We start from the raw sequence: 23,096 nt of genomic DNA, 5'->3' as shown, positions 1-23,096 counted from the left end.
GTGGCCCCGGTGACGCAACCTCCCGCGGGCCCGCTGCGTCGTAGCCAGGGACGCACGGGTGCGCACAGACGTCAGGTGGGGGCGAAGGTGTTCGACAGAACTGCGGAGTCGACGGGACCGGCGCTACCGGCCGGACCGGGGGCGCCCGGCGGTCGGGGGACGTCCGCCGGGCCCGGGGCGTCCGGCGGCCCGACCCGGCCCAGGGCGCGGCGCCTGCTCGTCCGCCTGCTCGTCCTTCCCCTCCTCGCCGGGTCCGTCCCCCTCCTCGCCGCCCCCGCCACCGCGCAGGCCGCCTCCGGCTGCTCCGGCCGCCCCGCGAAGACCGTCGAGTTCTCCACGGGAGAGCTGCGCGTCTACAAGAGCCGCGCGCAGGCGTGCGCGGTGACCGTCGCCAAGAAGCCCGGCAAGCGGCGGACGATGAGCGTCACGCTCCAGGCGCGCGGCGGTCGCGCGGTCACCGACAAGGGCTCGTACACGAAGATGGCCGGGCCCGTCACGGTCAGCGCGCTGAACCGCTGCGTCCGGGCCACCGGCGCGATCGGCAAGAAGTCCGCCTCCACCGGATGGATTCTCTGCTGACCACCGCCGCCCGGCCGGCCGAACTTCGCCCCCGGGGCGGATCTTCCCCACTGACACGGGCAACCAGGTCTGGCGTGGCGTGTGTTGCCCCGATAAGTTCACGGCGACTGTTGTGAATCAAGGGGAGCGTGCATGCGCAAGTCACTCACAGGGGTTCTCTCGCTCGCCGTGCTCATAGGCACGGTCGGAGCCACGGGGGCCTCGGCCGGTGCGGCCACCGCCGCGGAACCGGCCGCGAAGCGGAGCAGCGGAGCCGTCGCGGGCAGCGAAGCGAGCAACGAGGACATCAAGGACCGCATCCTGGCCATCCCGGGCATGAGTCTGATCGAGGAGAAGCCGTACGCGGGCTACCGCTACTTCGTCCTCAACTACACCCAGCCGGTCGACCACCGGCGCCCGTCCAAGGGCACGTTCCAGCAGCGCCTGACCCTGCTGCACAAGGACGTGAGCCGTCCGACGGTCTTCTTCACCAGCGGCTACAACGTCTCGACCAACCCCAGCCGCAGTGAGCCCACGCAGATCATCGACGGCAACCAGGTCTCCCTGGAGTACCGCTACTTCACCCCGTCCCGGCCGGCCCCCGCCGACTGGTCCAAGCTGGACATCTGGCAGGCCGCCAGCGACCAGCACCGGGTGTTCACGGCGCTGAAGAAGATCTACGACAAGAAGTGGCTGGCCACCGGGGGGTCCAAGGGCGGCATGACCGCCACGTACTTCGAGCGCTTCTACCCGAAGGACATGGACGGGGTCGTCGCCTACGTCGCGCCCAACGACGTCAACGACAAGGAGGACTCGGCGTACGACCGGTTCTTCCGCGACGTCGGGACGAAGGAGTGCCGCGACAAGCTGGCCGGTGTGCAGCGCGAGGCGCTGATCCGCCGGGCCCCGCTCCAGAAGAAGTACCAGGAGCAGGCCGCCGCCAACGGCTGGACCTTCAACACCGTCGGCTCCCTCGACCGCGCCTACGAGGCCACGGTCCTGGACTACGTGTTCGCCTTCTGGCAGTACAGCCTGCTCGCCGACTGCGTGGAGATCCCCGCCGACGCGAAGAAGGCGACGGACGAGGACATCTGGAACTCCGTCGACGGCATCGTCGGCTTCTCCGGCTATGCCGACCAGGGTCTCCAGACGTACACCCCGTACTACTACCAGGCGGGCACCCAGCTCGGATCGCCGGACATCAAGCAGCCCTGGCTCGGCAACCTGAGCCGCTACGGCTACCAGCCCCCGCGCAACTTCGTGCCCCGCTCCATCCCGATGAAGTTCGACCGGGGCGCCATGCGCGACATCGACAGCTGGGTCAGGCACAACGCCCGGCAGATGATGTACGTCAACGGCGAGAACGACCCGTGGAGCGCGGAGCCCTTCCGCCTCGGGCGCGGCGCGAAGGACAGCGCCGTCCACACCGTCCCCGGCGGCAACCACGGTTCGAGGGTCTCCGGTCTCCCGGAGGCCCAGCGGGCGAAGGCCACCGCCGACATCCTGCGCTGGGCGGGCGTCGCCCCGGCGGCCGTCGAGGCGGACCCGGCCAAGGCGAAGCCGCTGGCGAAGTTCGACAAGAGGCTGGACCTGCGCAACGGCGAGGTCGAGCGCGACGAGGCCACGCTGCGCCCGTAACGGCGAGGCGCGGTTCTCCGGGCGGCGTCCCGGCCACGCACGGTTCCGCCGGCGTCCCGGCCCGTCCCCGTGGGCTGTGTCCCCCGGTCACTCTCCCGGTGACCGGTGGGCGCAGCCCACCGGCCTGTCCCCGTCCAGGGCGACGAACAGGTCCGTGGTGGCGGGGCACTGCGCCCGCCGTTGCACCGCCGACTCGACCCGGTAGCGCGGTGCCCGTCCGCCCGTGTCCGCGCACGGGGTCTCGGTGACCTCCCCCGCGCGGGAGCCCGTGACGCAGTCCCCGACCACGGTCAGCGGACCGCCGCCCTGCCCCGGATCGCCCGGGTGCGGAGGCTCCAGGTTGCGCATGCAGGCGTAACCGGTGGTGAGCCGGGAACGGGCCCCGGCGCCCGTCTCCGACACATGCAGGACGAAATCCGTCGCGTCGGGGCAGGGCGGGCCCGACGCCGGGGTGCCGAGGTGCCGGGCGAGCACGGTGGCCAGGGCCTTCTCGCTGCGGCAGAACACCTCCCGGATCTCCGGTCCGCGCGAACTGCAGTCGCCGGGGCCGAGGAAGACCACCCCGTAGGGGGAGGGGCCGGGCGAGCCGGGGCCGGGGCCGGGCGCGGGTGCGGCGGCGGAGGCGTGCCCGCGGTCGTCGGCGGCCGTCCCGTCCGAGGCCCGGCAGGCCGTCAGCAGGAGCGCGGCCACGAGCACGACCGGCACGGCGGCGCGGGCCGTGACCCGGGCCCGCGATGGAACCGGCGGCCGGCGCCGGGCTCCCGGGAAAGTGCGCTCATCCATGGAGAACCCCCGATACGTCTCTCCAGACGTACACCCGGCGCGGCCCGCGCGAGCGGGGCCACGCCAGGTGCGCGGGGCGCTTTGCGTCCGTGGCCGGAGGGCGGTGCCGTCCGGCCGCCGTAGGGCTAGTACGACATGCCGTGGCCCACCGGATACAGCACCTGCGTCGGGTCGTCCGCGCGCTGCACCGGGACCGGGAGGGTGCCCCGCGGGTCGGCGTGGCCCGCGATCACCCGGGCCGCGGCGCGCAGTTCGACATCGGTCCAGGAGTACGCGGCGAGGCTCGCCGCGACTCCGGTCCCGGTGAGGTGGGCGATGTCGTAGGGGTTGCGGACGGCGACGGCCACCACCGGGACGCCGGTCGCCACGAGGGCGGTGACCAGGGTGCGCTGCGCGCTGGTCGCCGTGACGTTGTACGTCGCCACGACGACCGCGTCCCGGCCCCGGGCCGCGGCGACCGCTTCGGCGATCTTCGCCTGGTTCGGAGCCGTACCGGTGGACAACGCCGTCGCCGTGAAGCCCAGTTCGCCGAAGGCGTCGCGCAGGGTGCTGGTCGGCGGGCCCGTCGTCCCGGAGGGGGAGGCCGGATCGGCCCCCACCACCAGCAGGTCGCGGTGGCTGCGGCGGGAGAGCGGCAGCAGGGCGCCCGGGTCGGCGAGCAGGGTGGTCGTGCGTTCGGCGATCCGGTCGGCGGCGGCCCGGTGGGCGCGGCTGCCGACCGTGCGCCCGACGTCCCGCCGACTGACGAACGGGTCGCGGAACAGGCCCAGCCGGTCCTTCAGCCGCAGGATCCGCAGGATCGATTCATCGACTCTCGCCTCGCTGATCTCGCCGCCCTGCACCGCCGCCACCACGGCGTTCCAGGCGACGGAGAGGTTCGGCGGGTTGAGCAGCTGGTCCACGCCCGCCAGCAGCGCCAGGACCGGCACGCGGTCGTCGCCGTACTTCGTGCGCACCCCCTCCATGCCGAGGGAGTCGGTGACCACCACCCCGTCGTAGCCGAGCTCCTCGCGGAGGATGCCGGTGAGGATCGGCCGGGAGAGCGTGGCCGGGTCCTCGGACGGGTCGAGTGCGGGGACCACGATGTGCGCGGTCATGATCGAGTCGATCCGGGCCCGGACGGCGGCGCGGAACGGCGGGGCGTCCAACTCCTCCCACTGGGCCCGGGTGTGGTTGATGACGGGCAGCCCGGTGTGGCTGTCGGTGCTGGTGTCCCCGTGGCCGGGGAAGTGCTTGGCGGTCGACGCGACGCCCGCGCCCTGGTACCCCTTCACCTGCTCCGCGACCAGGGCGGCCACCGCGGCGGGGTCGGAGCCGAAGGACCGTACGCCGATGACCGGGTTGGCCGGGTTGACGTTGACGTCGGCGTCCGGCGCGTAGTTCTGGTTGATGCCGAGCGCGGCGAGTTCGGCGCCCGCGATCCGGGCCGCCCGGCGGGTGTCGGAGCGCGAGCCGCCCGCGCCCAGGGCCATCGCGCCCGGCAGCAGTGTGGCGGGTTCGCCGACCCGGCAGACGATGCCGTGTTCCTGGTCGGTGGAGACGAGCAGCGGCAGCCGGGAGCGCCCGGCGAGCGCGGCGCGCTGGAGGCCGTTGGAGAGGTCGGCGATCTGGTGCGGGTCGCGGGTGTTGTGCGCCCAGGTGAAGTAGATGATGCCGCCGACGTGGTACGTGGAGATCAACTCGGCGGCCGTACGGACCCCGATCTCCTTGAGGTTCGCGTCGATGTCCGCCTGGTCGGGGTCGGTGGCGGAGTGCCCGTAGACCCGCATCACGAACAGCTGGCCGACCTTCTCCTCCAGGCTCATCCCGGCGATGATCCGTCGCAGCCGGCGGTCGGAGGAGGCGTTCGTGGGGTGCGCGGAAGCGGCGGAGGGGACGGCGAGGGCGCCGGTGGCCGCCGCGGCCGTGGCGGCCGCGGTGGCGGTGAGGAGGGTGCGTCTTGAGGTGCGGTGGGGCACGTGAGCTCCTTCCCGGGGTGAAAGAAACTTCCAAGTGAGTACGCTTATAGGGAAAGTAACTTCCGGTCAAGGGGCCCGGCCGTTCGCGTGACGACCCGCACGCGAACGGGGGGACGGGAACGAGCGGCCCGGAAGCGCGGGGGAACGCCCTCCGGCGGGCATGCGAAGGCGCGGGGTGCGCCGGCTCCCGCCGCCCCCGCGCCCTCGTACCGCCCGCCGCTACTGCTTCGGCGCTCTGAGCCGCAGCAGGTGCTCGCGCCCCGCGCCCAGCAGCCCCGGCAACTCCGCCGCCCCCGGGTGCCAGCGCTTCTCGTACTCCCAGCACACCCACGTGTCCGGATCGAGCCCGTCCAGGCACTCCGCCAGCGGAAGCACCCCGGAGCCCAGCGCCAACGGGGTCAGGTCGTCCGCCGACGCCACGTCCTTCACCTGGACGTAGCCCAGGTGCGGTGCGAGCACCGCGTGGCTGGCGGCCGGCTCCTCACCGGCGAGCCAGGTGTGCAGCACGTCCCAGATCGCCCCGACCCGGGGGTGCCCGACCGTGGCGACGACCCGGGCGGCGTCGAGGCCCGCCCGGTGCGAGTCATGGGTCTCCAGCAGGATGCTCACGCCCATGTCGGCGGCGGCCGGCGCCACGGCCCCGAGCCGCCGGGCGGCCGTCGCGTCGGCCTCCGCCTGCTCCTGGTCGCCGCCGCCCGGGAAGACCCGGACGTAGGACGCGCCCAGGTCCCGGGCGAGCTTCACCAGCTCGGACAGTTCCGCCAGGACCGGTTCGTCGTCCCCCTCGGCAGCCGCCTTCACATACCCGGCGAGGGCCAGGATCTCCACCCCGCCGGCCTTGAACGCCTCGACCACATCGGCCCGTTCCAGCGACGAGAGCCCCAGGTGCACCGGCTCCTCGGGGTGGACGCGCAGCTCCACCCCCTGATAGCCGTTCCCGGCGGCGAGCCGGACGACCTCCGGGACCGGCGTTCCCGGCACCCCGAGGGTGGAGAATGCGAGCTTCATCGTGCGGTTCCTTCCCTTGTGCCGACGCCCCGCTCCTGCCCGCCGGGCCGGTCGCTACTCCCGACCGCGTGGTCGGCGGGCGCTCCCGGCCCGGGGCTGACGGCCGCCCGGGCGCCGGCCTCCTCAGCCGACGCCGCGCAGCAGCCGCTCCAGGCTACCCAGGAGCTTCAGCGCGTCCTCGCGCCGCGCACCGTCCAGCACGCCCGCGCCGGCCGCCGCCCGCTGCTCGGCCTCGCGGACCGGCTCCGGGGTGACCACCCGCAGCGCCGCCGCGGCCTGCCGGGCGAACATCGCGAGCAGGTCCAGCTCCCGGACGCCCGACCTGGCCTGCGGGGAGGGGTCCAGCACCTCCAGCACCCCGAGGATCCGGGATTCGCTGATGAGCGGGGCCGCCATCAGGGCGTTCGGCACGTACGCGGTCGACTCGGCCAGCGACCGGTCGAACGACGTGTCGGAGCTCAGGTCGTCCACCACCATCGGCTCGCCGGAGGTCGCCACCCACCCGGCGATCCCGCGGCCGGCCGGGAACCGGCGGCCCACCAGGAACTCCTCGCCCTGCCCGGACACGGCCTGGAAGACCAGCTCGTCCGCCTCCTCGTCGAGCAGGAACACCGAGCTGGCCTCGGCCCCGAAGATGGCGCGGGCCACGTCGACGACCGACTGGAGCAGCTCGCGGCGCGGGGCGTCGGCGACCGTGGCGGCGGCGGTGGGGGAGAGGGACGGAGCGGGATCAGTTCTCGGAGTCATCACGGATATCTCCTGCCGCAGTGGAAGGACGCGGCGTGTGGCGCACATTGGCCGCGGACAGATAAAGGGCGTTCTTGAGCTGGAAGGCCGTCATCCGCGGATGCGCGGACAGGACGCGGGCGCAGAGCCCGGCGACGTACGGCGTGGCGAAGCTGTTCCCCGTGGTGCGGATCGTCCGGCCGCCCAGCCACGGCACGGTCACGTTCTGGCCGGGCCCGAAGAACTCCACCGGGGGCTCGGGGTTGTACAGGTGGAGTTCGGGGTCGTCCTCCTGGTGGCTGCCCACCGAGATCACCGACGCGAACCGCCAGGGGAAGCTCTCCACCGGGGTGTTGTGGGCCGAGGCGACGATCACCGTACGGGCGAAGTAGGCGCTGTCGGCCAGGCTGTGCAGCTCCTGCGCGAACCGCGTACGGGTCGTCGACAGGCTGAGGTTGACCACGTCGAAGCCCTGCTCCACCGCCCAGCGCAACCCCGCCATCAGGACGTCGCCGGTGCCGGAGAACCGTTCCCCGAGCACCCGCACACTGTGGATCTCGCACTCCGGGGCGGTCCGGCGGACGATGCCCGCGCACGCGGTGCCGTGCCCGCAGGTGTCCCCGGTGGTCGTCGGCTCGACCGTGATCTCCCCGCTCTCCGCGTCCTTGACGACCACCCAGGAACCGGCGAGCGGGCCGATCAGCGGATGGTCCCGCTCCACGCCCGAATCCACCACGCACACCCGCACCCCGCGCCCGGTGGCGGGCCCGGTGGGGCGGCCGAGCGGCGGCCCGGGGTCCGCCAGCACCGGTACGTCCTCCGGGCCGCGCCCGCGCAGGCTCCAGGTCAGCCCCTGCCCCGGGGCCGTCCGCGGCCGTTCCGGTTCCGTCCGTGGCCGTTCCGATTCCGTGGTCGTCATCGGTCAGCTCCTCTCCCTCGTCGTGGCCAGCGGCCGGGGCGGGTGCGCGAGGAAGCCGGAGACCCGGCGCACCCCCGGCAGATGCCCCTTGCCCGTGAAGTGCGCCCCGGCCGACCGGGCCGAGGCCTCGGCCTCCGGCCACCGGCCCAGGGCGGCGAGCGTCTGCGCCCGGTCCAGCTCGGCCGTCGCCTGCACCAGCGGGGAGTCCGTGAGCAGCGAGGCCCGGACCGCCCGGTCCGCGTGCTCCGCCGCCTCCTCCGGGCGGTCGCGCACCGTCAGCCGGGCCCGCAGCCCCGCCAGGTCCACCGCGTCCGCGCGGCTCAGCCCCGACGTGTCGCCGACGCCCGCCAGCCGGGCCGCCGCCGGGGCCTCCCGGCCCGCGTCCAGCTCCAGGCGGGCCGCGTCCAGCGCCACCGCCGTCCGCATCCCGGCCGCCCCCGTGCGCCGGGCCGCCGCGTCCGCCCGCCCCAGCAGGTCCAGGGCCTCCGGGCCGTTGCCGAGGAGTGCCTCCACCGCCGCCCGGAACACCGGGAGGAAGACCTCCGCCTCGGCGAACCCCAGCTTCCCGGCGAGCCGCTCCGCCTCGGCCAGGCAGCGGTATGCCTCGTCGGGCCGCTCCTGGAGCGCGTGCAGCACCGCCAGCGGGCAGTTGAGGGTGACCCGGACCGTGGGCCGGCCCGCCCCGTGCGCCGCCAGCAGCGACCGGCAGCGGTCCACCGCTTCGGGCACCGGAACCGGCCCCCGCCACAGGGAGACGCCGATCGCGCCGAGCGCCCCGGCCCGTTCCGGCTCCGCGCCGGCCAGCACCGCGTGCTCCAGGGCCCGCGCCTGGTCCCGCTCCGCCTCCTCGTGCCGACCGGACCGCTGGAACTGCTGGGAGAGCCGCAGATGGGCCCGCGCCCGGCCGGCCGAGTCCCCGGCCGCCTCGAACACCGGCAGCACGGCCCGGGCCACGGCGGCGGGGCCGGGACCCGGACCGCCCGGATCCAGCACCGCGAGCGCCAGGCGGGCATGGGCGGCCTCCACCGGGTCGCCCCCCGAGTCCCGGACGAGGCGCAGCAGTTCGGCGCCCTCCACGGTGCGGCCCAGCGCCACCCGTACCTCGCCGAGCCGCCGGGTCGCCGCCGGGTCCCCGGGGCACAGGTCCACCGCCCGCTCCAGCAGGCCGTGCGCCCAGTGCAGGTCGGACCGGGCGGCGGCCTGCGCCCCGGCCCGGCCCAGCGCCGCGGCGGCCCGCTCGCGCAGCCGCCGGGCCGGATCGTCCAGCAGGCCCAGCTCCGCCCGGTAGCGGTAGGCCCGCTCCAGATGGCCGCCGACCGCGCCGTCGCCGCTGCGCAGCACGCTGGGCAGCTCCGCCGCCCAGGCATGGCGTTCGGCCTTGGCCCGCTTGGACAGCGAGGCGTACGCGACCTCGTGCACCAGTCCGCTGCTGAACCGGTAGGGCGCGGGCTCCCGGGACCCCGGGGCCCCCGACTCCACCAGCCGGCGACGGCCCAGCACGGCCAACGCCTCCTCGACGCGCCGCCGGTGCTCCGGGGCCGCCCCGGCCGCGCCGGTCGCCCCGGCGAGCTGCCCGGCGTCGTGCCCCTCCCCGGCCCGTAGCGACAGCTCCAGCCGGACCAGCTCCGCCGCGGTGAACTCCCGTCCGATCACCGCGGCCAGGTCCACCACCCCGCGCTCCGCCCGGGCCAGGGCGCCGATGCGCGCGCCCAGCAGGGCCTGGAGCGTGGGCGGCAGATCCTCCTCGGCCGCCGGTTCCCCCGGACGGGCGGCGACCGCCGGGTCCGCCCGGTCGCCGATCAGGAGCTGTTCCAGGTAGAGCGGATTGCCGCCGGCCCGGGCCAGGAGCCGGTCGTCCACCGGGGCGGGCCCGGCGTCCGGCCCCGCCAGACCGGCGGCGAGCCGCGCCGCCTCCCCGGGCGGCAGACCGGTGAGCAGGAGGCGCCCCGCACCGGTGGCGGACCCGTCCCCCTCGACCCCCTCGTCCGGCCCTTCCGGCGCTCCCGGGCCCTCCGCGCCGTCCGGTCCGTCGGGCCGCCCGGCGCAGACCACCAGGACCCCCGCGCACCCCGAGCCGTCCGTCAGCCGGCGCACCGTGCGGACCAGCAACGGGGCCGCCGCGTGCCAGTCGTCGAGGACCAGGACGACCGGGCGGGCCCGGGCGGCCCGCTCCAGGACCGCCGTCAGGGCCGCGCACATGTCCTCGAACGGCGCGTTCGGCGTACCGTCGCGCAGGAGGCCCCCGGACAGCAGGGCCATCGCGTCGTCGACCGCCAGACCACCCGCCGTGTCCTTCCCGTCGTCCGCGGCGCCGGGCATCCGACCGGACGCCTGCCCGGAGACATGACCGGACCCGGGCCCAGGCTCCGGCGCCTGCCCGGACCCCGCCGCCGATCCGGCCCCGGAGCCCGGCCCGGCATCGGATGCGGGCCCCACCGCCACCAGCGAGCGCACCGCGTCGGCCAGCGGGGCGAGGGTGCCGTGGTCCCCGTAACTGCGGCACCGCCCCGCCCCGTACGTGAGCGCGCCGGACGCCGACCGTCGCGACAGCCACTCCCGTACCAGCCGGGTCTTGCCGATGCCCGCCTCCCCGGTGACCCGCAGCAGCCCGGCCCCGCCGCCGCGGACGGCTCGCTCCAAAGCGGCGTCGAGCGAACGCCGTTCGGCGTCGCGGCCGACGAAGGGGACGTCGAAGCGGCGCAGCAGCTCGGGGTCGTCCGCGCCCAGCGCCAGCAGCCGGTAGGCCTCCACGCTGTCCCGCTTGCCCTTCAGCCGCAGCGGCCCGGTGGGTTCGGCCCGCACCGTCGGGCCCGCGGCGAGCAGGGTCTCCGGGCCGATCAGGATCTCGCCGGGGCCCGCGTTCTGCTCCAGCCGGGCGGCGATGTTGACGGTCTCCCCGGAGACCAGGGCCTGCCGGGCGGTCGTGTCCGAACCCGCCACCACCTGCCCGGTGTTGACGCCGATCCGGGTGGTCAGCTCGATGCCCAGAGTGGCGTCCAGCTCCTCGTTCAGCCGGGCCAGCGCCCGACGCATCCCGAGCGCCGCCGCCAGCGCCCGGCGGGCGTCGTCGTCACGGACCACCGGTACGCCGAACACCGCCATCACCGCGTCCCCGATGAACTTCTCCGGGGTGCCGCCCCGCGCCACGATCTCCGCGCTCATCGCCTCGAAGTAGCGCAGGGTCACCGTGCGCAGGGTCTCGGGGTCGAGCACCCCCGACAGCGCGGTGGACCCGACGAGGTCGCAGAACAGCACGGTCACCGGCTTGCGTTCGTCACCGGGCGGCGCGGCGGGGACCGGCCCGGCCCCGGCGGCCCCGGTGGCCGCGCACGGGGTCCCGCAGGACGAACAGAACCGGGCCGTCGGCGGCAGATCCTGCTGGCACGAGGAGCAGTTCATGGCGGGTCCTTCTCTCCCGGGGGCCGTGCGGTCGGAGGTGCCGTGCGGTCAGGTGTGCGCGCGTGCGGCGGGGTGGCGTGCGGTCAGGCGCCCGTGCGCGGTCGGGGGGCGTGCGGTCGGACGGTGTGCGGTGAGGGGCCGGGCGGGCGCACCGGGCGCCCGTGCCCCGGCGGGTACGGCCCCGGCGGCCCTGAACCCGCCGCCGGGGCCGTACCGGTGATCGGTCACCGCCCGCCGGTCAGAACAGGGCGCCGCCGGCGATCTCGCCGTGCGCCTGGACCTCCGGCCCCACGGCGTCCAGCCGGCCCTTGACGTCCAGCAGCAGCGCCAGTTCCTCCGGCGTCAGCCCGCACAGCACCTCGCGCTGTTCCTCGGTGAGCAGGTCCACGGGAAAGCCCGCCTCGTACAGGGCGGCGGGCAGCACGGGCCGTTCGCCGTTCTCGGGTGGTCCGGTCATGGTGTGACTCCCATCGGTGGGACGAGTCCGGCTCCCCGCAGCGACGGCGCCGGTGCGGAGCGCCCGAGCCGGACGAACAGCCTGGTGAGCGCGTCGAGGGAGTGCAGTGCGCTGACCGCGACGGCCGCTTCCCGCCCCCGGTCGAGCGGTAGCCGGTCGAGCAGCGCGTACAGCTCGTCCAGGTGCTCCGTGTCGATCACCGAGTGCTCCCGTACGGTCCGCAGCGCGGCGGCGGGCAGCCCGGTCAGCCGGGCGATGCGGCCGGTCAGGCCCGGGGCGGGGGCGTAGCCCTCCAGGACGGCGATGTAGCCGAGCAGGGCGACCGGGTGGTGGTGCTCGATCCAGTAGTACTGGGACCCGACGAGCGAGGCGACCAGGGGGGAGGGCAGGGGGTCGAGCGCGTCCCGGGGGTCGCCGCCCGCCGCCCGGAGGTCCTCCAGCAGCCAGGCGTCATGGTCCGCCTCCTCCCGGATGTGCTCCTCCAGGTACGCGGCGAGCGGCACGGCCAGCGGATCGCCGGACCCGGCCAGGGCGCGGGTGCGGTCGAGGGCCAGCTCCATCAGCGGGACGGAGGCGCGGATGACGGCGTGCATGGTGCACAGATACGTCCGGTAGCGCGGCAACAGCCCGTCGGCGCGCCACATGTGGTGCGTGGCGTCCCGGAACTCCGGTTCCAGCAGCAGCAGTTTGACCCGCAGCCGGGCCGACGCCCCCGCGTGCCCGACCCGTGTGCCGTCGGTCGCGGTGCTCATCGGACGTCCCGCCCCTCGGTCTCCGGCAGCGGTGGCCCGCCCGTGACGACCAGGGGCGCGTAGGCCGCACAGCCGTGGCGGCGCACGACGCCCTGCGCACCCTCCCGGGAGCCGCGCACCGCGGCCGTCAGGTCCAGCAGCGCCCCGGCCGCCCCGCCCGCCACGGCCAGCGCCCCGGCCGCCGCCGCCTCGTCGTCGCCCAGCGCCCGGCACCCGTCGCAGTAGGAGCCCGCCCCGGGGCCGGAGCCGTACCGGGCGGCCAGATGCGTCGGCCCGACCGTGCGGAGCATGCGCAGCACCGGCGACTCCAGCGCCCGGGCGCGTACGGTCCCCCAGTCGTCGGCGCCGATGTGCCCGAGGTCCAGATGGGCCGGGACGGGCCGCTTGTCGACGGTGTCCTGGTTGCAGCAGGCCAGTACGCGGCCGTCGAAGGCGACCACCGGCCAGGCGGCCATCGAGCAGGGGGAGGCCGCCGCGGGGTCGGGGCCGGTACGGGCGGGCCTGGCCCAGGAGGCCGCCCGGCCGAACGGGCGCACCTCGTTGACCAGGCAGGGGACCCGGCCGCCGAACTCCCGCTCCACCGCCCGGGTGATGTCGGCGAGATACGGGTCGGCCGCACCGGTCCCGGTGAGGTGGAAGCTCACCGCCACGCCCTCGTCCCGGATCCGGTGCAGGGCGCGGAACACGTCGGCGCGCGGCACCTCGCGCTCGTGGTGCAGGTCGAGGGAGGCCGAGAAGTGGTCGACGGAGCGGATCGCGCGCAGGATCGCGGGGGGAATCGCCGCGCCCCTCCGGCCCCGCCGGCTCCCGGACCGGGCGAAGAACATGCCGCTGAGCAGCGCGGTACGGGACCCGGCACCGCGCGCCAGGGTGCTCAGCCGTTCGGCGAGCGCGGGCAGCAGCAGGGGTTCCCCGCCGGTGAGCATGACGATGTCGGGCCGGTCCACCTCGGTGAACGAGCCCACGAAGCGCTCCAGCTGACCGCCGTCCGGCTCCTCCCGGGTGAACAGGTCCGACCCGGTCGAGCAGTGCGCGCAGCTCAGCGGGCAGCGCCGGGTGAGGCCGAGGAGCAGACCGGCGGCCGGGAAGGGCCGCCGTGCGACGAGTTCGGCGAGTTCCATGCGGGCCGCCTCCTTCGGGGCCGGGGCGCGTCGGGCGCGTACCCAGGCTGCGCGGCACCGGTTCGGGGACGGTCCGAAGGTGGTTCGGCGGCGGTATGGGCCCAGGTCGGAGCGGGTCCGCGGGCCGCCGCGAACGGTCGCGAACCGGCCCCCGTACACCGTCAACTGGCCCGATACCGGCGCCATACCGACGCCGAAGCGATTGCCAGGCCCGGCTTCCTAACGTTCTCGGCAACGGCAGGCACCAGCCGGCCGCACCGGACACCGAGGGGCGATCCCCGACGGAACCCGGCCCCGCTGTGACGAGTGGATGGAGACCATCATGTCCGAGAACACCAAGCCCGAGGCCGGCGACGCCGAGGAGACCCCCGAGGTCGAGGCGCACTCCGTCCTGGACCTCCAGGAGACGGCCGGCAACCACGAGATCATCGACGTCCCCGGCAACTGCGTCAGCACCGTGAGCCTCGTCCTGGGCTGACCGGACGGACCACGCGGCCGTCAGGGCCGCACCGCCCTGAGCCACGCCCGACGGGCCCCGAGTCCCACGGCCGTGGCACCGGCCTGAGCCGGGGCGGCCTCCGCGCACCACGGAGGCCGCCCCGTCCCGCGCAGCCGAACGACCACCACCGACGGGAGCCCACGATGGCCGAGTCGCTCCGTTCCAACCGGGATTTCCGGCTGCTCTGGTTGAGCGGCCTCTTCGCCGTTCTCGGCGGCCAGATGAGTGCCATCGCGCTGCCCCTGCTGGTCCTCAAGGAGACGGGCTCCGCCGTGCAGGCCGGCGCCGTGGGAACCGTGGCCGTCTGCGCCGTGCTGATCACGATGCTGCCGGGCGGGGTCATGGCCGACCGGGTCGAACGCCGCAGGCTGATGCGGCTGTGCGACGTGGGCAGCCTGGCGGCCGTCACCGCGCTGGCCGTCGCCGTGTGGAACGGGCACGCCCCGATGGCCCTCGTCCTCCTGGTCGCGACCGCCGGCGCCGTGCTCAACAGCGTCTACGCCCCCGCCGCCTTCGGTCTGATGCGCGCGGTCGTGCCGCCGGACCGGATGAGCACGGCGACCGCCCGGCTCCAGGCGCGTACCTCCACGGCCCGGCTGGTCGGGCCGCTGGTCGGCGGCGCCCTGTTCGGCGTGCACGAGGCCCTGCCCTTCACCGCCCAGTTCCTCGGGCTGCTCCTCTCCACCGTCTGTGTGGCGCTCGTACGGACCCGCTCGAAGGCCAGGAGCCGGGCGGGCTCGGTGTTCAGCCGCCGGGAGCTCACCGCGGGACTCTCCTTCCTGTGGCAACTGCCTTATCTGCGGACGGTGCTGCTCGTCTTCGGGCTGGGCATGAACTTCTCCTTCGGCGCCCTCACCTTCACGGCGCTCGCCGTCTTCTCCGACGGCGGGCGCTCCGGCCTCGGCGGCGGCTTCGTCATCACCTGCGTCTCGGCGGGAGCCCTCGCCGGTGCGCTGATCGCGCCCCGGTTCGCCGCGGAGCGCCACGTCCGGACGCTCATCGTCCTCACCTGCTGGAGCTGTGTGGCGACGGCGGGCGTCCTGGCCTGGCTCAGCAGCCCGCTGGTGGCCGGACTGCTCTGCGCGCTCTGCATGTGCCTCTCGACGGTCGCCAGCATCGGCTTCCTCTCCACCCTGCTGGTCGTCACCCCCGAGGACCGGATCGGGCGGGTGCAGAGCGCCGCGGGCTTCCTCTCCTCGCTGGTCCAGCCGTTCGGCCCGCTCGTCGGCGGCTTCCTGCTGACCACGCTGGACAGCAGCGCCGCCTTCGTCGTGATCGGCTGCGTGCTGGCCGTCTCGGCGGCCGTCGTGACGCTCGCGCCGTCCGTCCGCGCCGGGGCGGGTGCGGTGGGGGAGAAGCCGGATGCGGCCGGGGCGCCGGAGCCGCGGGAGGAGCCGGCGACGCCGCAGCTGCCCGAACGGCCGGACCCGGAACCGGCCGGAACCGTCCCCACCCGCCCGGCGACCGCCCCGGAGCGGACCACGGCCGGGCCGGCCCCCGACGCCGCGGGCCCCGGCACACCCTGAGGAGGATCCCGTGCCCGGTCTCCAGCAGACCCAGCTCTACTGCCTCGCCGACCGTACGTACTACGAGACCCCTGCCCGGCTGAAGGACGAGAGCACCCGCTACCCGCTGGACTCGGAGCCGCCGGCCGACGGCTGGCGCCGGGTCGCGGGCGGGCTGTGGACCTCCCTGCTCCCCGAGGGCCGTGAACCGGCCGGGCAGGGCTGGAAGATCCACGTCTCCACCGTCCCGGAGGAGGCCGAGGAGACCCTGCTCGACACCGCCCGGATCTGCCGGGCCCACGGGGTGCCGTTCAAGTTCCTCCGCAGCGAGCGGGCGCTCCTGCTGATGTCGGGCAAGTACATGTCCCGGGCGGGCGCCGGGAAGTTCATCACGCTCTACCCGCCGGACGAGCGCGTCTTCCTGCGGGTGCTGGACGAGTTGACCCGCGCCCTCGCCGGCCGCCGCGGCCCCTACATCCTCAGCGACCTGCGGATCGGCGACGCCCCGGTGTACATCCGGTACGGGGCGTTCGTCTCCCGCTGGTGCCTCGACGGGAACGGGGAACGGGTCCTCGCCCTGCGCCACCCCTCGGGCGAACTGGTGCCCGACGAGCGCGGGGTGGTGTTCCGGATACCGCCGTGGGTCACCGTCCCCGACGCGCTGCGCCCGCACCTGGCGGCCCGCGCCGCGGCCGGGGACGCCGGTTTCCCCTACGACGTCTCCGAATCCCTCCAGTTCTCCAACGCGGGCGGCATCTACCTGGCCCGGCACCGGGAGACGGGCCGGCGGGTGGTGCTCCGCGAGGCCAGGCCGCACAGCGGGCTGGACGAGGCGGGCGACGACGCGGTCACCCGGCTGCGCCGCGAGCACCGGGCCCTGACCGCGCTGGCCGGGCTGGACTGCGTTCCCGAGGTGTACGGCGTACGGACCGTGTGGGAGCACCACTTCCTGATCGAGGAGCACATCGAGGGGACCACCCTCCTGGAGGAGATCGTCGGCCGCTTCGCCCTGCTCCACACCACCGGCACGGCCGCCGAACTCGCCCCGTACACCGACTGGGTGGAGTCGGTGACCGAGCGGCTGACCGCGGCGCTGGCCGCCGTCCACGAGCGCGGTCTGCGCTTCGGCGACCTGCACCCCTCCAACGTCATCATCCGCCCCGACGGCCGCGTGGCCCTGATCGACTTCGAGTACGCCACCGCCCTCGACGACCCGGACACCCCGGTGGCGGGGGCACCGGGGCTCCAGGCGCCCGCCGGGACCGTCGGCGCCGAGGCCGACGCCTACGCGCTCTGGGCGACCTGGCTCTACATGCTGATGCCCATCATGGAGATGGCCGGCCACGACCGGGCCAAGGCCCTGACGCTGGAACGCTGGGCCCGCCGGAGGTACGGCCTGGACGCCGGAGCGGGACCGCGCAGGCCCGCGGCGCTGCGGGCCGCGGAGAGCACCGACGGCCGCGAGCGGGAGACCGCCGCGCTCCTCGAAGGGCCGCGGCCGGACTGGGCCGGGCTGCGGGACCGGCTGCTGCGGGGCATCCACGCGGGGGCGACGCCCGAGCGCACCGACCGCCTCTTCCCCGGGGACCCCCAGGCCTTCTCGACCGGCGGGACCGACGTCGCGCACGGGGCGGCCGGGGTGCTCCACACCCTGCACCGCACCGGCGCCCCGGTGCCGCCCGCCTGGACCGACTGGCTCGCCGACACCGCCCGGCGCCAGGATCCCGCGTCGCCCGGCGGCCTCTACGGCGGGCTGCCGGGCACCGCGGTGGTGCTGTCCGCGCTGGGCCGCCGGGAGGAGGGCCGGGAACTCTACGAACGGTGCGCCGCCGCGCCCCCGTCCGCCTCGGCCGACCTGATGAACGGCCGCGCGGGCGTCGCCCTCGCCGCGCTGCGCCTCGCCCGCCCCCAGCGCGCGGAGGGCGCCTCGCCCGACGCCAAGGTCGACCACGACCTCGTCGACGCCGCCGCCCGCACCGCCCACGACCTCGACCGGCTGGTGCGGGGCGAGTCCGTGCCGGGGCTGCGCGCCCCCGCCTCGGCGGGTCTGCTGCGCGGGCTGAGCGGTGCGGCCCTGCTCCACCTCGAACTGCACGCCATGACCGGCGACGAGCGGTTCCTTCTCGCGGCGGGCCGGGCCCTGGAGGCGGAGGCGGCCCACTGCGTGACCATGCCGGACGGCACCGTCCAGGTGAAGGACGGCCGACGGCACTTCCTCTACCTGGACCAGGGCAGCGGCGGGTTCGCCCTGGTGGCCCGGGCCTGGCTGGCCCGCCGCGAGTCCCCGGAGCTCGCCGCCCTGCTGCCCGGGGTGGCCAGGGGCTGCGCCTTCGAATTCGTCCGCGAGCCGGGGCTGTTCACCGGCCGGGCGGGGCTCATGGCCGTGGCGGGCGCCCTGTCGCCGGAGGGCCGTACGGCCCCCGGGGTCCTGGCCTCCGTACGCAACCTGTCCTGGCACCTGGTCGCCGACGAGGACCGGCTGCTCGTCCCGGGGGCGGGGCTGCTGCGCTGCTCCGCCGACCTGGCCACCGGAGCGGCGGGGCTGCTGCTGTCCCTGTACTTCCTGGCCGGTGCGGAAGCCGGCGGACCCTCCCTCGGGGCCCCCGCCGGCGACCGGCCGCACGATCTGCTGGATCTGCTCACCCTGGGATGAGCGCGGAGGCCTGCACACCCGGCAGGTCCGGGGCCTCCGGCCGGTCCGGGGCCCCCGGCAGGGCGGCAGCCTCCCGCTCACGGGCGTACAGGGCGAGCAGCCTCGGCACCTCGTAGAGCGCGGCGTGCGCGGTGACCTCCCCGGCGGGCGAGGTCACCGCCCCCGCGCCGATCAGCGACTCCACGGCCCGGATCGCCGCCCGCTCCCCGCGGCCCAGCGCCGCCGTGGCCCGGTCCAGGGCGAAGCCCCCGTCCTCGGCGAGCTCCGCCAGCCGGCCCAGCGCCCACCGGTCGCCGTCCCCGAGGTCCCGCCAGCCGGACGCGATCCGGTCCCGTACGGAGACGTCCCCGGCGACCAGTTCGTCCAGCGCGGCCGACGGGTCGTCGAGCCGGGCCGCGTACTCCGCCAGCGGCAGATGCCGCAGCACCGCCAGCCGCATCCCGCTCACCTCGACCGCGAGCGGCAGCGCCCCGCAGGCCCGGACGATCCGTAACGCCGCCCCCGGGTCGGTCCGCAGCCGCCCGGCCCCGATCAGCTTCCCCAGCAGCTCCAGCGCCTCACCGTCCGCCAGCGCGGGCAACGCGATCCGGTGTACCGGAGCGAGACCCGCCAACTGCCCCCGGGCGGTGACCAGTACGGAACACTTCCCGGACCGGGGCAGCAGCCCCCGGACGGCCGCCTCGTCCGGCACGCCGTCCAGGACGACCAGCGCCCGGTGCCGGGCCAGCCACCCCTGCCAGGCGTCCGCCAGGGCCGCCGTGGCCCCGCGCGCGTCCGCCGGGCCGCCCGCCGCCCCCGCGGGCGCGGCGCCGGCCACCCCGCACAGCCGTCCCAGCTCGGCCAGGACCTCCGCCCGGCTCCGGGCCGTACCGTCCTCCCGGCGCACCCGGACGTGGACGCGCCCGTCGGGGAAACGGTCGGCGAGCAGATGCGCCGCCCGGACCGCGAGCGCGGACTTCCCGGCCCCGGCCGGACCCGAGACGACCACCACCCGCTCCTCGCCACCGCCCAGCACGTCCAGCAGGTCCCGCAGTTCGTCGCGGCGGCCGGTGAACGCGCCCGTACAGGCGGGCAGCGCCCCCGCGCTCCCCGCCTCCCGGGTGGCGGCGGGCCGCCGGGCCTCACGCCCCCGGCCGAGCATCGAGCGGTACTGCGCCGCCATCGCCGGAGACGGCTCCAGCCCCAGCTCCCGCGACATCAGCTGCCGGTAGTCGTCGTACACCGCCAGCGCCTCGGCCTGCCGCCCCGACTGGTGCAGGGAGGTCATCCAGGCGGCCCGGAGGCGCTCCCGCAGCGGGTGGCGCTCCACCAGATCCCGCAGCCCGTCCACCGCGACGGCGGCCCGGCCCAGCTCGATCTCGGTCTCCGCCCAGTCCTCGAACACCGTCAGACAGCGGGCCTCCAGCCGGTCGGCCTCCTCGGCGACCCCGACGGAGTCGCGCAGATCGTTCAGCGGCGGCCCCTCCCACAGGTCCAGTGCCTCACGCAGCAGCCGGGCCGCGCCGGGCAGATCGCCCCGGCCGGCCGCCGCCCGCCCCGCGCGGGCCAGCGCCCCGAACCGCAGGGTGTCCAGCTCCGCCTCGGCGATGCGCAGGAGGTAGCCCCCGCAACCGTGCACCACCCGGTCCCGGCCCCCGTCCCCGGCGGGCCCCAGGAGGGTGCGGGCGGCGCTGACGTAGACCTGGAGGTTCTTGCGGGCGGTCCGGGGCGGGTCGTCCGGCCACACCGCGTCGGTCAGCACGCCCACCGGCACGGGGGTGTTGGGGCGGGCCAGCAGCGTGGCGAGGACCAGGCGCTGCTTTCGCGGGCCGAGCGGCAGCTCACGGCCGTCCAGCCGGGCGGTGAGCGGGCCGAGCAGGGAGACGTGCACCGCACCTGCGGAGCCGGTACGGGCGGGAGGTCGGGTCATCAGCGGGCCTCCGGAACGGGGACGGGCGGCGGACTGGTCCGTACGTACGCCCGATCCTGCTGGCCCCCCCGACCCCCGCACATCGGGGCCCCGCACGCATTTTCCGCCCGGCCACCCGACCGAAACCGCCCGCTGCCCCCATGTTGCCCGCCCCGGCCCCCATGGGCCCCGGAGCGGACCCCGCCCCCGGCCGGTCCGGGCGGATCGCGGCTCAGGCCGGTCCGGTTCGGGCGGGTCGGGGCTCAGGCCGGTTCGACGGCGCACTCGGCGGCGAACTCGCACAGCGCCGCCCGGTCCGCGCGCCCGGTCTTGCTCAGCAGACTGGCCATGTGCTTCTCCACCGTGCGGGGCGAGATGGAGAGCCGCCGGGCGATCTGCTGGTTGCCGGGCCGCTCGGGCAGCAGCACGAACACCTCGTACTCGCGCGGGGTCACCCCGCTGGACCGCAGCGGCGACGGGATCCGGTCCCAGCCGCCCCGGTGCTGGCCCACGCTGGCCCCGGCCTGCCGCAGCGCCGCCCGGCACGCGGAGGCGACCGGCTGCACCCCCGCCCCGTAGAAGAACTCCTCGGCGGACCGCAGCCACGCCACCGGCTCGCCCCACCCGTCCGCGCGGGCCGCGTCCGCGACCAGCCGCAGCCCCAGGTGGCGGGCGACCGGGAAGGGCGCGGACCGCCCGTCGAACGACGCCATCCGCCGGGCCGCCCCGGCCGCGTCCCCCTCCCGCCCCAGCAGCACCGCGGACGCCAGCTCCAGGAACTGCCGGTTCCAGGCGAGACACCCCCCGGGCGTCGCCCGTGCCTCCTCCAGCTCCGCCCGGTCCGCGTCGCCCGCCAGCACCCGCAGCAGCGGGCGCAGCCCGTACCGCCCGCTCAGGTAGTAGTAGCTCGGGTGGTCCGCCTCCCAGGCCAGCGCCTCGTCGAGATCCGCCGCCGCCCGCTCCCGGTCCTCCTCCAGGAGCGCCCCGAACGCCCGGCACAGCCCCGACCGGAGCGGCACCAGCAGCGACTGCTCGCCACCCGCCCGCCGGAACGCGGCCAGCGACCGGTCCATGTCCCGCCGCCGCCCCCGGTGCGCGGCCATCGTCGCCCCGGCCAGCAGCAGGTAGCGGTGGGCGGACCGGTCACCGACCCGCGCGCTGGCCTCCGCCGAGCGGTCGATGATCTCCTGCGCCTCCTCCCACCGGGCGCACATCACCGCGTTCATCGCGAGCAGCCCGTCGACCGTGCGGGTCAGCAGCAGCGCCCCCAGCTCGGTGGCCGCCGCCCGCGCCGAGAGCAGCCGGGCCGCGTCCCCGGTCCGCATGAAGGCGTTCGCCCCGAGCCGCACCAGCGCCTCCACCCGCCAGACCGGCAGGGCGTGTTCGGTGGAGATCGACAGCATCCGCTCCAGTGCGGCGTCCGCCGCGTCGAAGCCCTCCTCGCGCCGCAGCAGCGCCAGCAACTGCCACGCCTGACAGGCCACCACGGGCAGCCCCTCCGCCTCCGCGGTCTCCGCGGCCTCCCGCACGGCCCGCTCGGAGCCCGCCGGATCCCGGGGCTCGGGTCCGGGCCGCCCGTGCCCGGGAAGCAGCGCCAGGTACCCGTCGACCACCACGAGCGCGGCCCGGCGGCCCGGCGGCGGCGACGGTCCCAGCAGCACCCGGGCCGCCTCGACCTGGAGCGCCGCGTCGGCGGGGCGCTCCGCCATGACCGCGGCCCAGGCCAGCTCGATGTGGATCAGGCCGCGCCGGGCGGCGGCCTCGGAACGCGCCGGAACCGGCGGAAGCGCGTCCGCCAGCGCCAGCGCGCCGTCCAGATCGCCGCCCTCGGCCCGGGCGACCGCCAACGACTCGGCGACGGCGGCCCGGTCGGTCTCGGCGGCCAGCGGGTGCGCCCGCTCCAGCAGCACCACGGCGGAGCCGTGCGCCCCCGAAGCGAGCATCCGTCTTCCCGCCTCCGCGAACTGGCGGGCCGCTCCGGCCCGGTTGCCCGCCGCCAGCTGCAACGAGGCCACGAGCTGCCGCCCGTCCTCGTCCAGCGGCTGCCCGGCGTGCTCGATGGCCCCGGCGGCGCGGCGGGCGAGCGAGGCGCGTTCGGCCGGCGCGAGCGAGGAGATCAGGGCCTCGGCGGTCAGCGAGTGCCGGAAGGTGTAGCGGTCGGGGGCCGCGCCGTCGGGGGCGATGACACCGGCTTCGACGGCGGAGCGCAGATGCGTGAACAGGGCCCGGTCCTCGAAACCGGTGACGGTCTGGAGCACGGTCACCGAGAACTGGCTGCCCAGGGTGGCCGACGCCAGTAAGAGGTCCCGCACCGGCTCGTCCAGCCGCTCCAGCCTGCGGGCCCAGCTGCGGACGATGTCCGAGGGGACCGAGCCGCCCGGCTGGTCCACCGCCTCCCACCCCTCGTCCGTCCGCCGGAGCCGCCCCGTGTCCAGCAGGTCCGCCAGCAGGACTTCCAGCAAGTACGGGTTGCCCGCGGCACGCTCGGCCAGCCGGCGGTGCACCGACTCGGGTATCTCCTCCGGCCGCGCCTCCAGACAGGCGCCCGTCAGCGCCCGCACCCGGTCGTCGCGGAGGGGGCCCAGCTCCCGCACGGTCGCGGCGTGCCGGCGTTCGACGGAGCGTACGAGGTCCAGTGCGGAGCCCGGCTCCGGACGCAGGGTGCCCAGCAACAGGATGGGCAGATCGGCCAGGTTGTCGATGACGTACTCGACGACCGCGACGGTCTCCGTGTCGCAGTCGTGCAGATCCTCCAGGAGGATCGCGCAGCCCGCCTCCCGGCCCAGCACCGACAGCAGCCGCAGCAGGGCCTCGGCGAGCTCCACGACCGTCTCCGGATAGCCGGGGGACCCGTCCTTGCGCCACTCCGGGACCAGGCGGGCCAGCGCGGGGTGGTAGGGCGCCAGCTCCGGATCGGTCGGGGTGCCAGCGGCCCGGAACCGGGACGCCAGCGCCTCCGCGAGCGGGCGGAAGGGCACGACGAGCCCGGTCGAGGTGGCCCGGCCGCGCAGGACGGGCATGCCGAGCCCGTACGCCCGGTAGGCGCACTCGCCCACCAGTCGGGACTTGCCGATACCGGCTTCCCCGAGGAGGAACAGCGCGCGCCCCGAACGCCGTTGTACGGCGTCCAGGGCGCTGCTCAGCAGTCCGATCTCTTCGTCCCGTCCGACGATGACCGGCGAAGTCGCTCGCATGGCCGCAGGTTACTGGAGCCCAATCCTCGACGGCAGCG

Annotated in this window: 16 protein-coding genes; 5 read left to right on the top strand and 11 right to left on the bottom strand. The window is 75.9% G+C overall.

Annotation, left to right across the window (positions count from 1 at the left end; all coding sequences use genetic code 11):
* Positions 1 to 87 precede the first annotated feature (87 nt).
* Complete coding sequence (locus DTB53_RS12500; protein ID WP_236586424.1) at positions 88 to 579, top strand: hypothetical protein; 492 nt, start codon at positions 88 to 90, stop codon at positions 577 to 579.
* 132 nt (positions 580 to 711) lie between these two features.
* Positions 712 to 2,196, top strand: coding sequence for a S28 family serine protease (locus tag DTB53_RS12495; protein ID WP_012380871.1), 1,485 nt, complete (start codon positions 712 to 714; stop codon positions 2,194 to 2,196).
* Between the two features lie 87 nt (positions 2,197 to 2,283).
* Here DTB53_RS12495 and DTB53_RS12490 read toward each other — a convergent pair whose 3' ends face one another.
* The 9 genes from DTB53_RS12490 to DTB53_RS12450 form a co-directional block, all read right to left on the bottom strand.
* The gene (locus tag DTB53_RS12490; protein ID WP_012380872.1) at positions 2,284 to 2,979 is read right to left on the bottom strand and encodes a hypothetical protein; all 696 of its coding nucleotides are present in this window, start codon (positions 2,977 to 2,979) and stop codon (positions 2,284 to 2,286) included.
* Positions 2,980 to 3,104: 125 nt separating this feature from the next.
* The gene (locus DTB53_RS12485) at positions 3,105 to 4,937 is read right to left on the bottom strand and encodes a glycoside hydrolase family 3 protein (RefSeq protein ID WP_012380873.1); all 1,833 of its coding nucleotides are present in this window, start codon (positions 4,935 to 4,937) and stop codon (positions 3,105 to 3,107) included.
* 219 nt (positions 4,938 to 5,156) lie between these two features.
* Positions 5,157 to 5,945: a sugar phosphate isomerase/epimerase family protein gene (locus DTB53_RS12480; RefSeq protein WP_012380874.1), complete on the bottom strand. Its 789-nt coding sequence runs from the start codon at positions 5,943 to 5,945 to the stop codon at positions 5,157 to 5,159.
* A 123-nt stretch (positions 5,946 to 6,068) separates the two neighbouring features.
* On the bottom strand, positions 6,069 to 6,692 hold the full coding sequence (locus tag DTB53_RS12475; RefSeq protein WP_030701819.1) for a GAF domain-containing protein: 624 nt from the start codon (positions 6,690 to 6,692) through the stop codon (positions 6,069 to 6,071).
* Positions 6,676 to 7,590 carry a S8 family peptidase gene (locus DTB53_RS12470; RefSeq protein WP_003969045.1) on the bottom strand — a complete coding sequence of 305 codons (915 nt, stop codon included), beginning with the start codon at positions 7,588 to 7,590 and terminating at the stop codon, positions 6,676 to 6,678. Before DTB53_RS12470 ends, DTB53_RS12475 begins: the two co-directional genes overlap by 17 nt.
* 3 nt (positions 7,591 to 7,593) lie before the next feature.
* Entirely contained in the window at positions 7,594 to 10,989 is a 3,396-nt protein-coding gene (locus tag DTB53_RS12465; protein ID WP_012380877.1) for an adenylate/guanylate cyclase domain-containing protein, read from the bottom strand.
* Positions 10,990 to 11,227: 238 nt separating this feature from the next.
* Positions 11,228 to 11,446, bottom strand: coding sequence for an aroma-sacti cluster domain-containing protein (locus DTB53_RS12460; RefSeq protein WP_003969047.1), 219 nt, complete (start codon positions 11,444 to 11,446; stop codon positions 11,228 to 11,230).
* Positions 11,443 to 12,198, bottom strand: a complete 756-nt coding sequence (locus DTB53_RS12455; RefSeq protein WP_012380878.1) for an iron-containing redox enzyme family protein — start codon at positions 12,196 to 12,198, stop codon at positions 11,443 to 11,445. Before DTB53_RS12455 ends, DTB53_RS12460 begins: the two co-directional genes overlap by 4 nt.
* Positions 12,195 to 13,319 carry a radical SAM family protein gene (locus DTB53_RS12450; protein WP_030701822.1) on the bottom strand — a complete coding sequence of 375 codons (1,125 nt, stop codon included), beginning with the start codon at positions 13,317 to 13,319 and terminating at the stop codon, positions 12,195 to 12,197. The genes DTB53_RS12455 and DTB53_RS12450 overlap by 4 nt, the downstream gene beginning before the upstream one ends.
* A 322-nt stretch (positions 13,320 to 13,641) precedes the next feature.
* Here DTB53_RS12450 and DTB53_RS36840 point away from each other — a divergent pair, with 322 nt between their 5' ends.
* The 3 genes from DTB53_RS36840 (at position 13,642) to lanKC (ending at position 17,976) form a co-directional block, all read left to right on the top strand.
* Positions 13,642 to 13,797, top strand: coding sequence for a hypothetical protein (locus DTB53_RS36840; RefSeq protein WP_003969051.1), 156 nt, complete (start codon positions 13,642 to 13,644; stop codon positions 13,795 to 13,797).
* A 164-nt stretch (positions 13,798 to 13,961) separates the two neighbouring features.
* The gene (locus DTB53_RS12445; protein WP_012380881.1) at positions 13,962 to 15,344 is read left to right on the top strand and encodes an MFS transporter; all 1,383 of its coding nucleotides are present in this window, start codon (positions 13,962 to 13,964) and stop codon (positions 15,342 to 15,344) included.
* A gap of 10 nt (positions 15,345 to 15,354) precedes the next feature.
* Positions 15,355 to 17,976, top strand: coding sequence for a class III lanthionine synthetase LanKC (gene lanKC / locus DTB53_RS12440; RefSeq protein WP_012380882.1), 2,622 nt, complete (start codon positions 15,355 to 15,357; stop codon positions 17,974 to 17,976).
* Here the strand turns inward: lanKC and DTB53_RS12435 are convergent.
* Both DTB53_RS12435 and DTB53_RS12430 read right to left on the bottom strand, forming a co-directional pair.
* Positions 17,963 to 19,885, bottom strand: coding sequence for an AfsR/SARP family transcriptional regulator (locus DTB53_RS12435; RefSeq protein ID WP_030701828.1), 1,923 nt, complete (start codon positions 19,883 to 19,885; stop codon positions 17,963 to 17,965). The two genes, lanKC and DTB53_RS12435, sit on opposite strands and share 14 nt — an antisense overlap.
* 242 nt (positions 19,886 to 20,127) lie before the next feature.
* A complete protein-coding gene (locus tag DTB53_RS12430) occupies positions 20,128 to 23,058 on the bottom strand; it encodes a helix-turn-helix transcriptional regulator (RefSeq protein ID WP_012380884.1) in 2,931 nt (976 codons plus the stop codon).
* Between the last annotated feature and the right edge of the window lie 38 nt (positions 23,059 to 23,096).

It is taken from the genome of Streptomyces griseus (genome assembly GCF_900460065.1).
GTDB lineage: Bacteria > Actinomycetota > Actinomycetes > Streptomycetales > Streptomycetaceae > Streptomyces > Streptomyces griseus.
The sequence above is the reverse complement of the archived record's forward strand: the minus strand, read 5'-3'. Positions and strand labels throughout refer to the sequence as shown.

Excerpts from the sequence above, each read along its gene's own strand:
- DTB53_RS12495 (WP_012380871.1), top strand. The coding sequence starts at position 712 with ATGCGCAAGTCACTCACAGGGGTTCTCTCGCTCGCCGTGCTCATAGGC.
- DTB53_RS12480 (WP_012380874.1), bottom strand. The coding sequence starts at position 5,945 with ATGAAGCTCGCATTCTCCACCCTCGGGGTGCCGGGAACGCCGGTCCCG.
- DTB53_RS12450 (WP_030701822.1), bottom strand. The coding sequence starts at position 13,319 with ATGGAACTCGCCGAACTCGTCGCACGGCGGCCCTTCCCGGCCGCCGGT.
- DTB53_RS12445 (WP_012380881.1), top strand. The coding sequence starts at position 13,962 with ATGGCCGAGTCGCTCCGTTCCAACCGGGATTTCCGGCTGCTCTGGTTG.
- DTB53_RS12435 (WP_030701828.1), bottom strand. The coding sequence starts at position 19,885 with ATGACCCGACCTCCCGCCCGTACCGGCTCCGCAGGTGCGGTGCACGTC.
- DTB53_RS12490 (WP_012380872.1), bottom strand. The coding sequence starts at position 2,979 with ATGGATGAGCGCACTTTCCCGGGAGCCCGGCGCCGGCCGCCGGTTCCA.
- DTB53_RS12475 (WP_030701819.1), bottom strand. The coding sequence starts at position 6,692 with ATGACTCCGAGAACTGATCCCGCTCCGTCCCTCTCCCCCACCGCCGCC.
- DTB53_RS12470 (WP_003969045.1), bottom strand. The coding sequence starts at position 7,590 with ATGACGACCACGGAATCGGAACGGCCACGGACGGAACCGGAACGGCCG.
- DTB53_RS12460 (WP_003969047.1), bottom strand. The coding sequence starts at position 11,446 with ATGACCGGACCACCCGAGAACGGCGAACGGCCCGTGCTGCCCGCCGCC.
- DTB53_RS12455 (WP_012380878.1), bottom strand. The coding sequence starts at position 12,198 with ATGAGCACCGCGACCGACGGCACACGGGTCGGGCACGCGGGGGCGTCG.
- DTB53_RS12465 (WP_012380877.1), bottom strand. The coding sequence starts at position 10,989 with ATGAACTGCTCCTCGTGCCAGCAGGATCTGCCGCCGACGGCCCGGTTC.
- DTB53_RS12430 (WP_012380884.1), bottom strand. The coding sequence starts at position 23,058 with ATGCGAGCGACTTCGCCGGTCATCGTCGGACGGGACGAAGAGATCGGA.
- DTB53_RS36840 (WP_003969051.1), top strand. The coding sequence starts at position 13,642 with ATGTCCGAGAACACCAAGCCCGAGGCCGGCGACGCCGAGGAGACCCCC.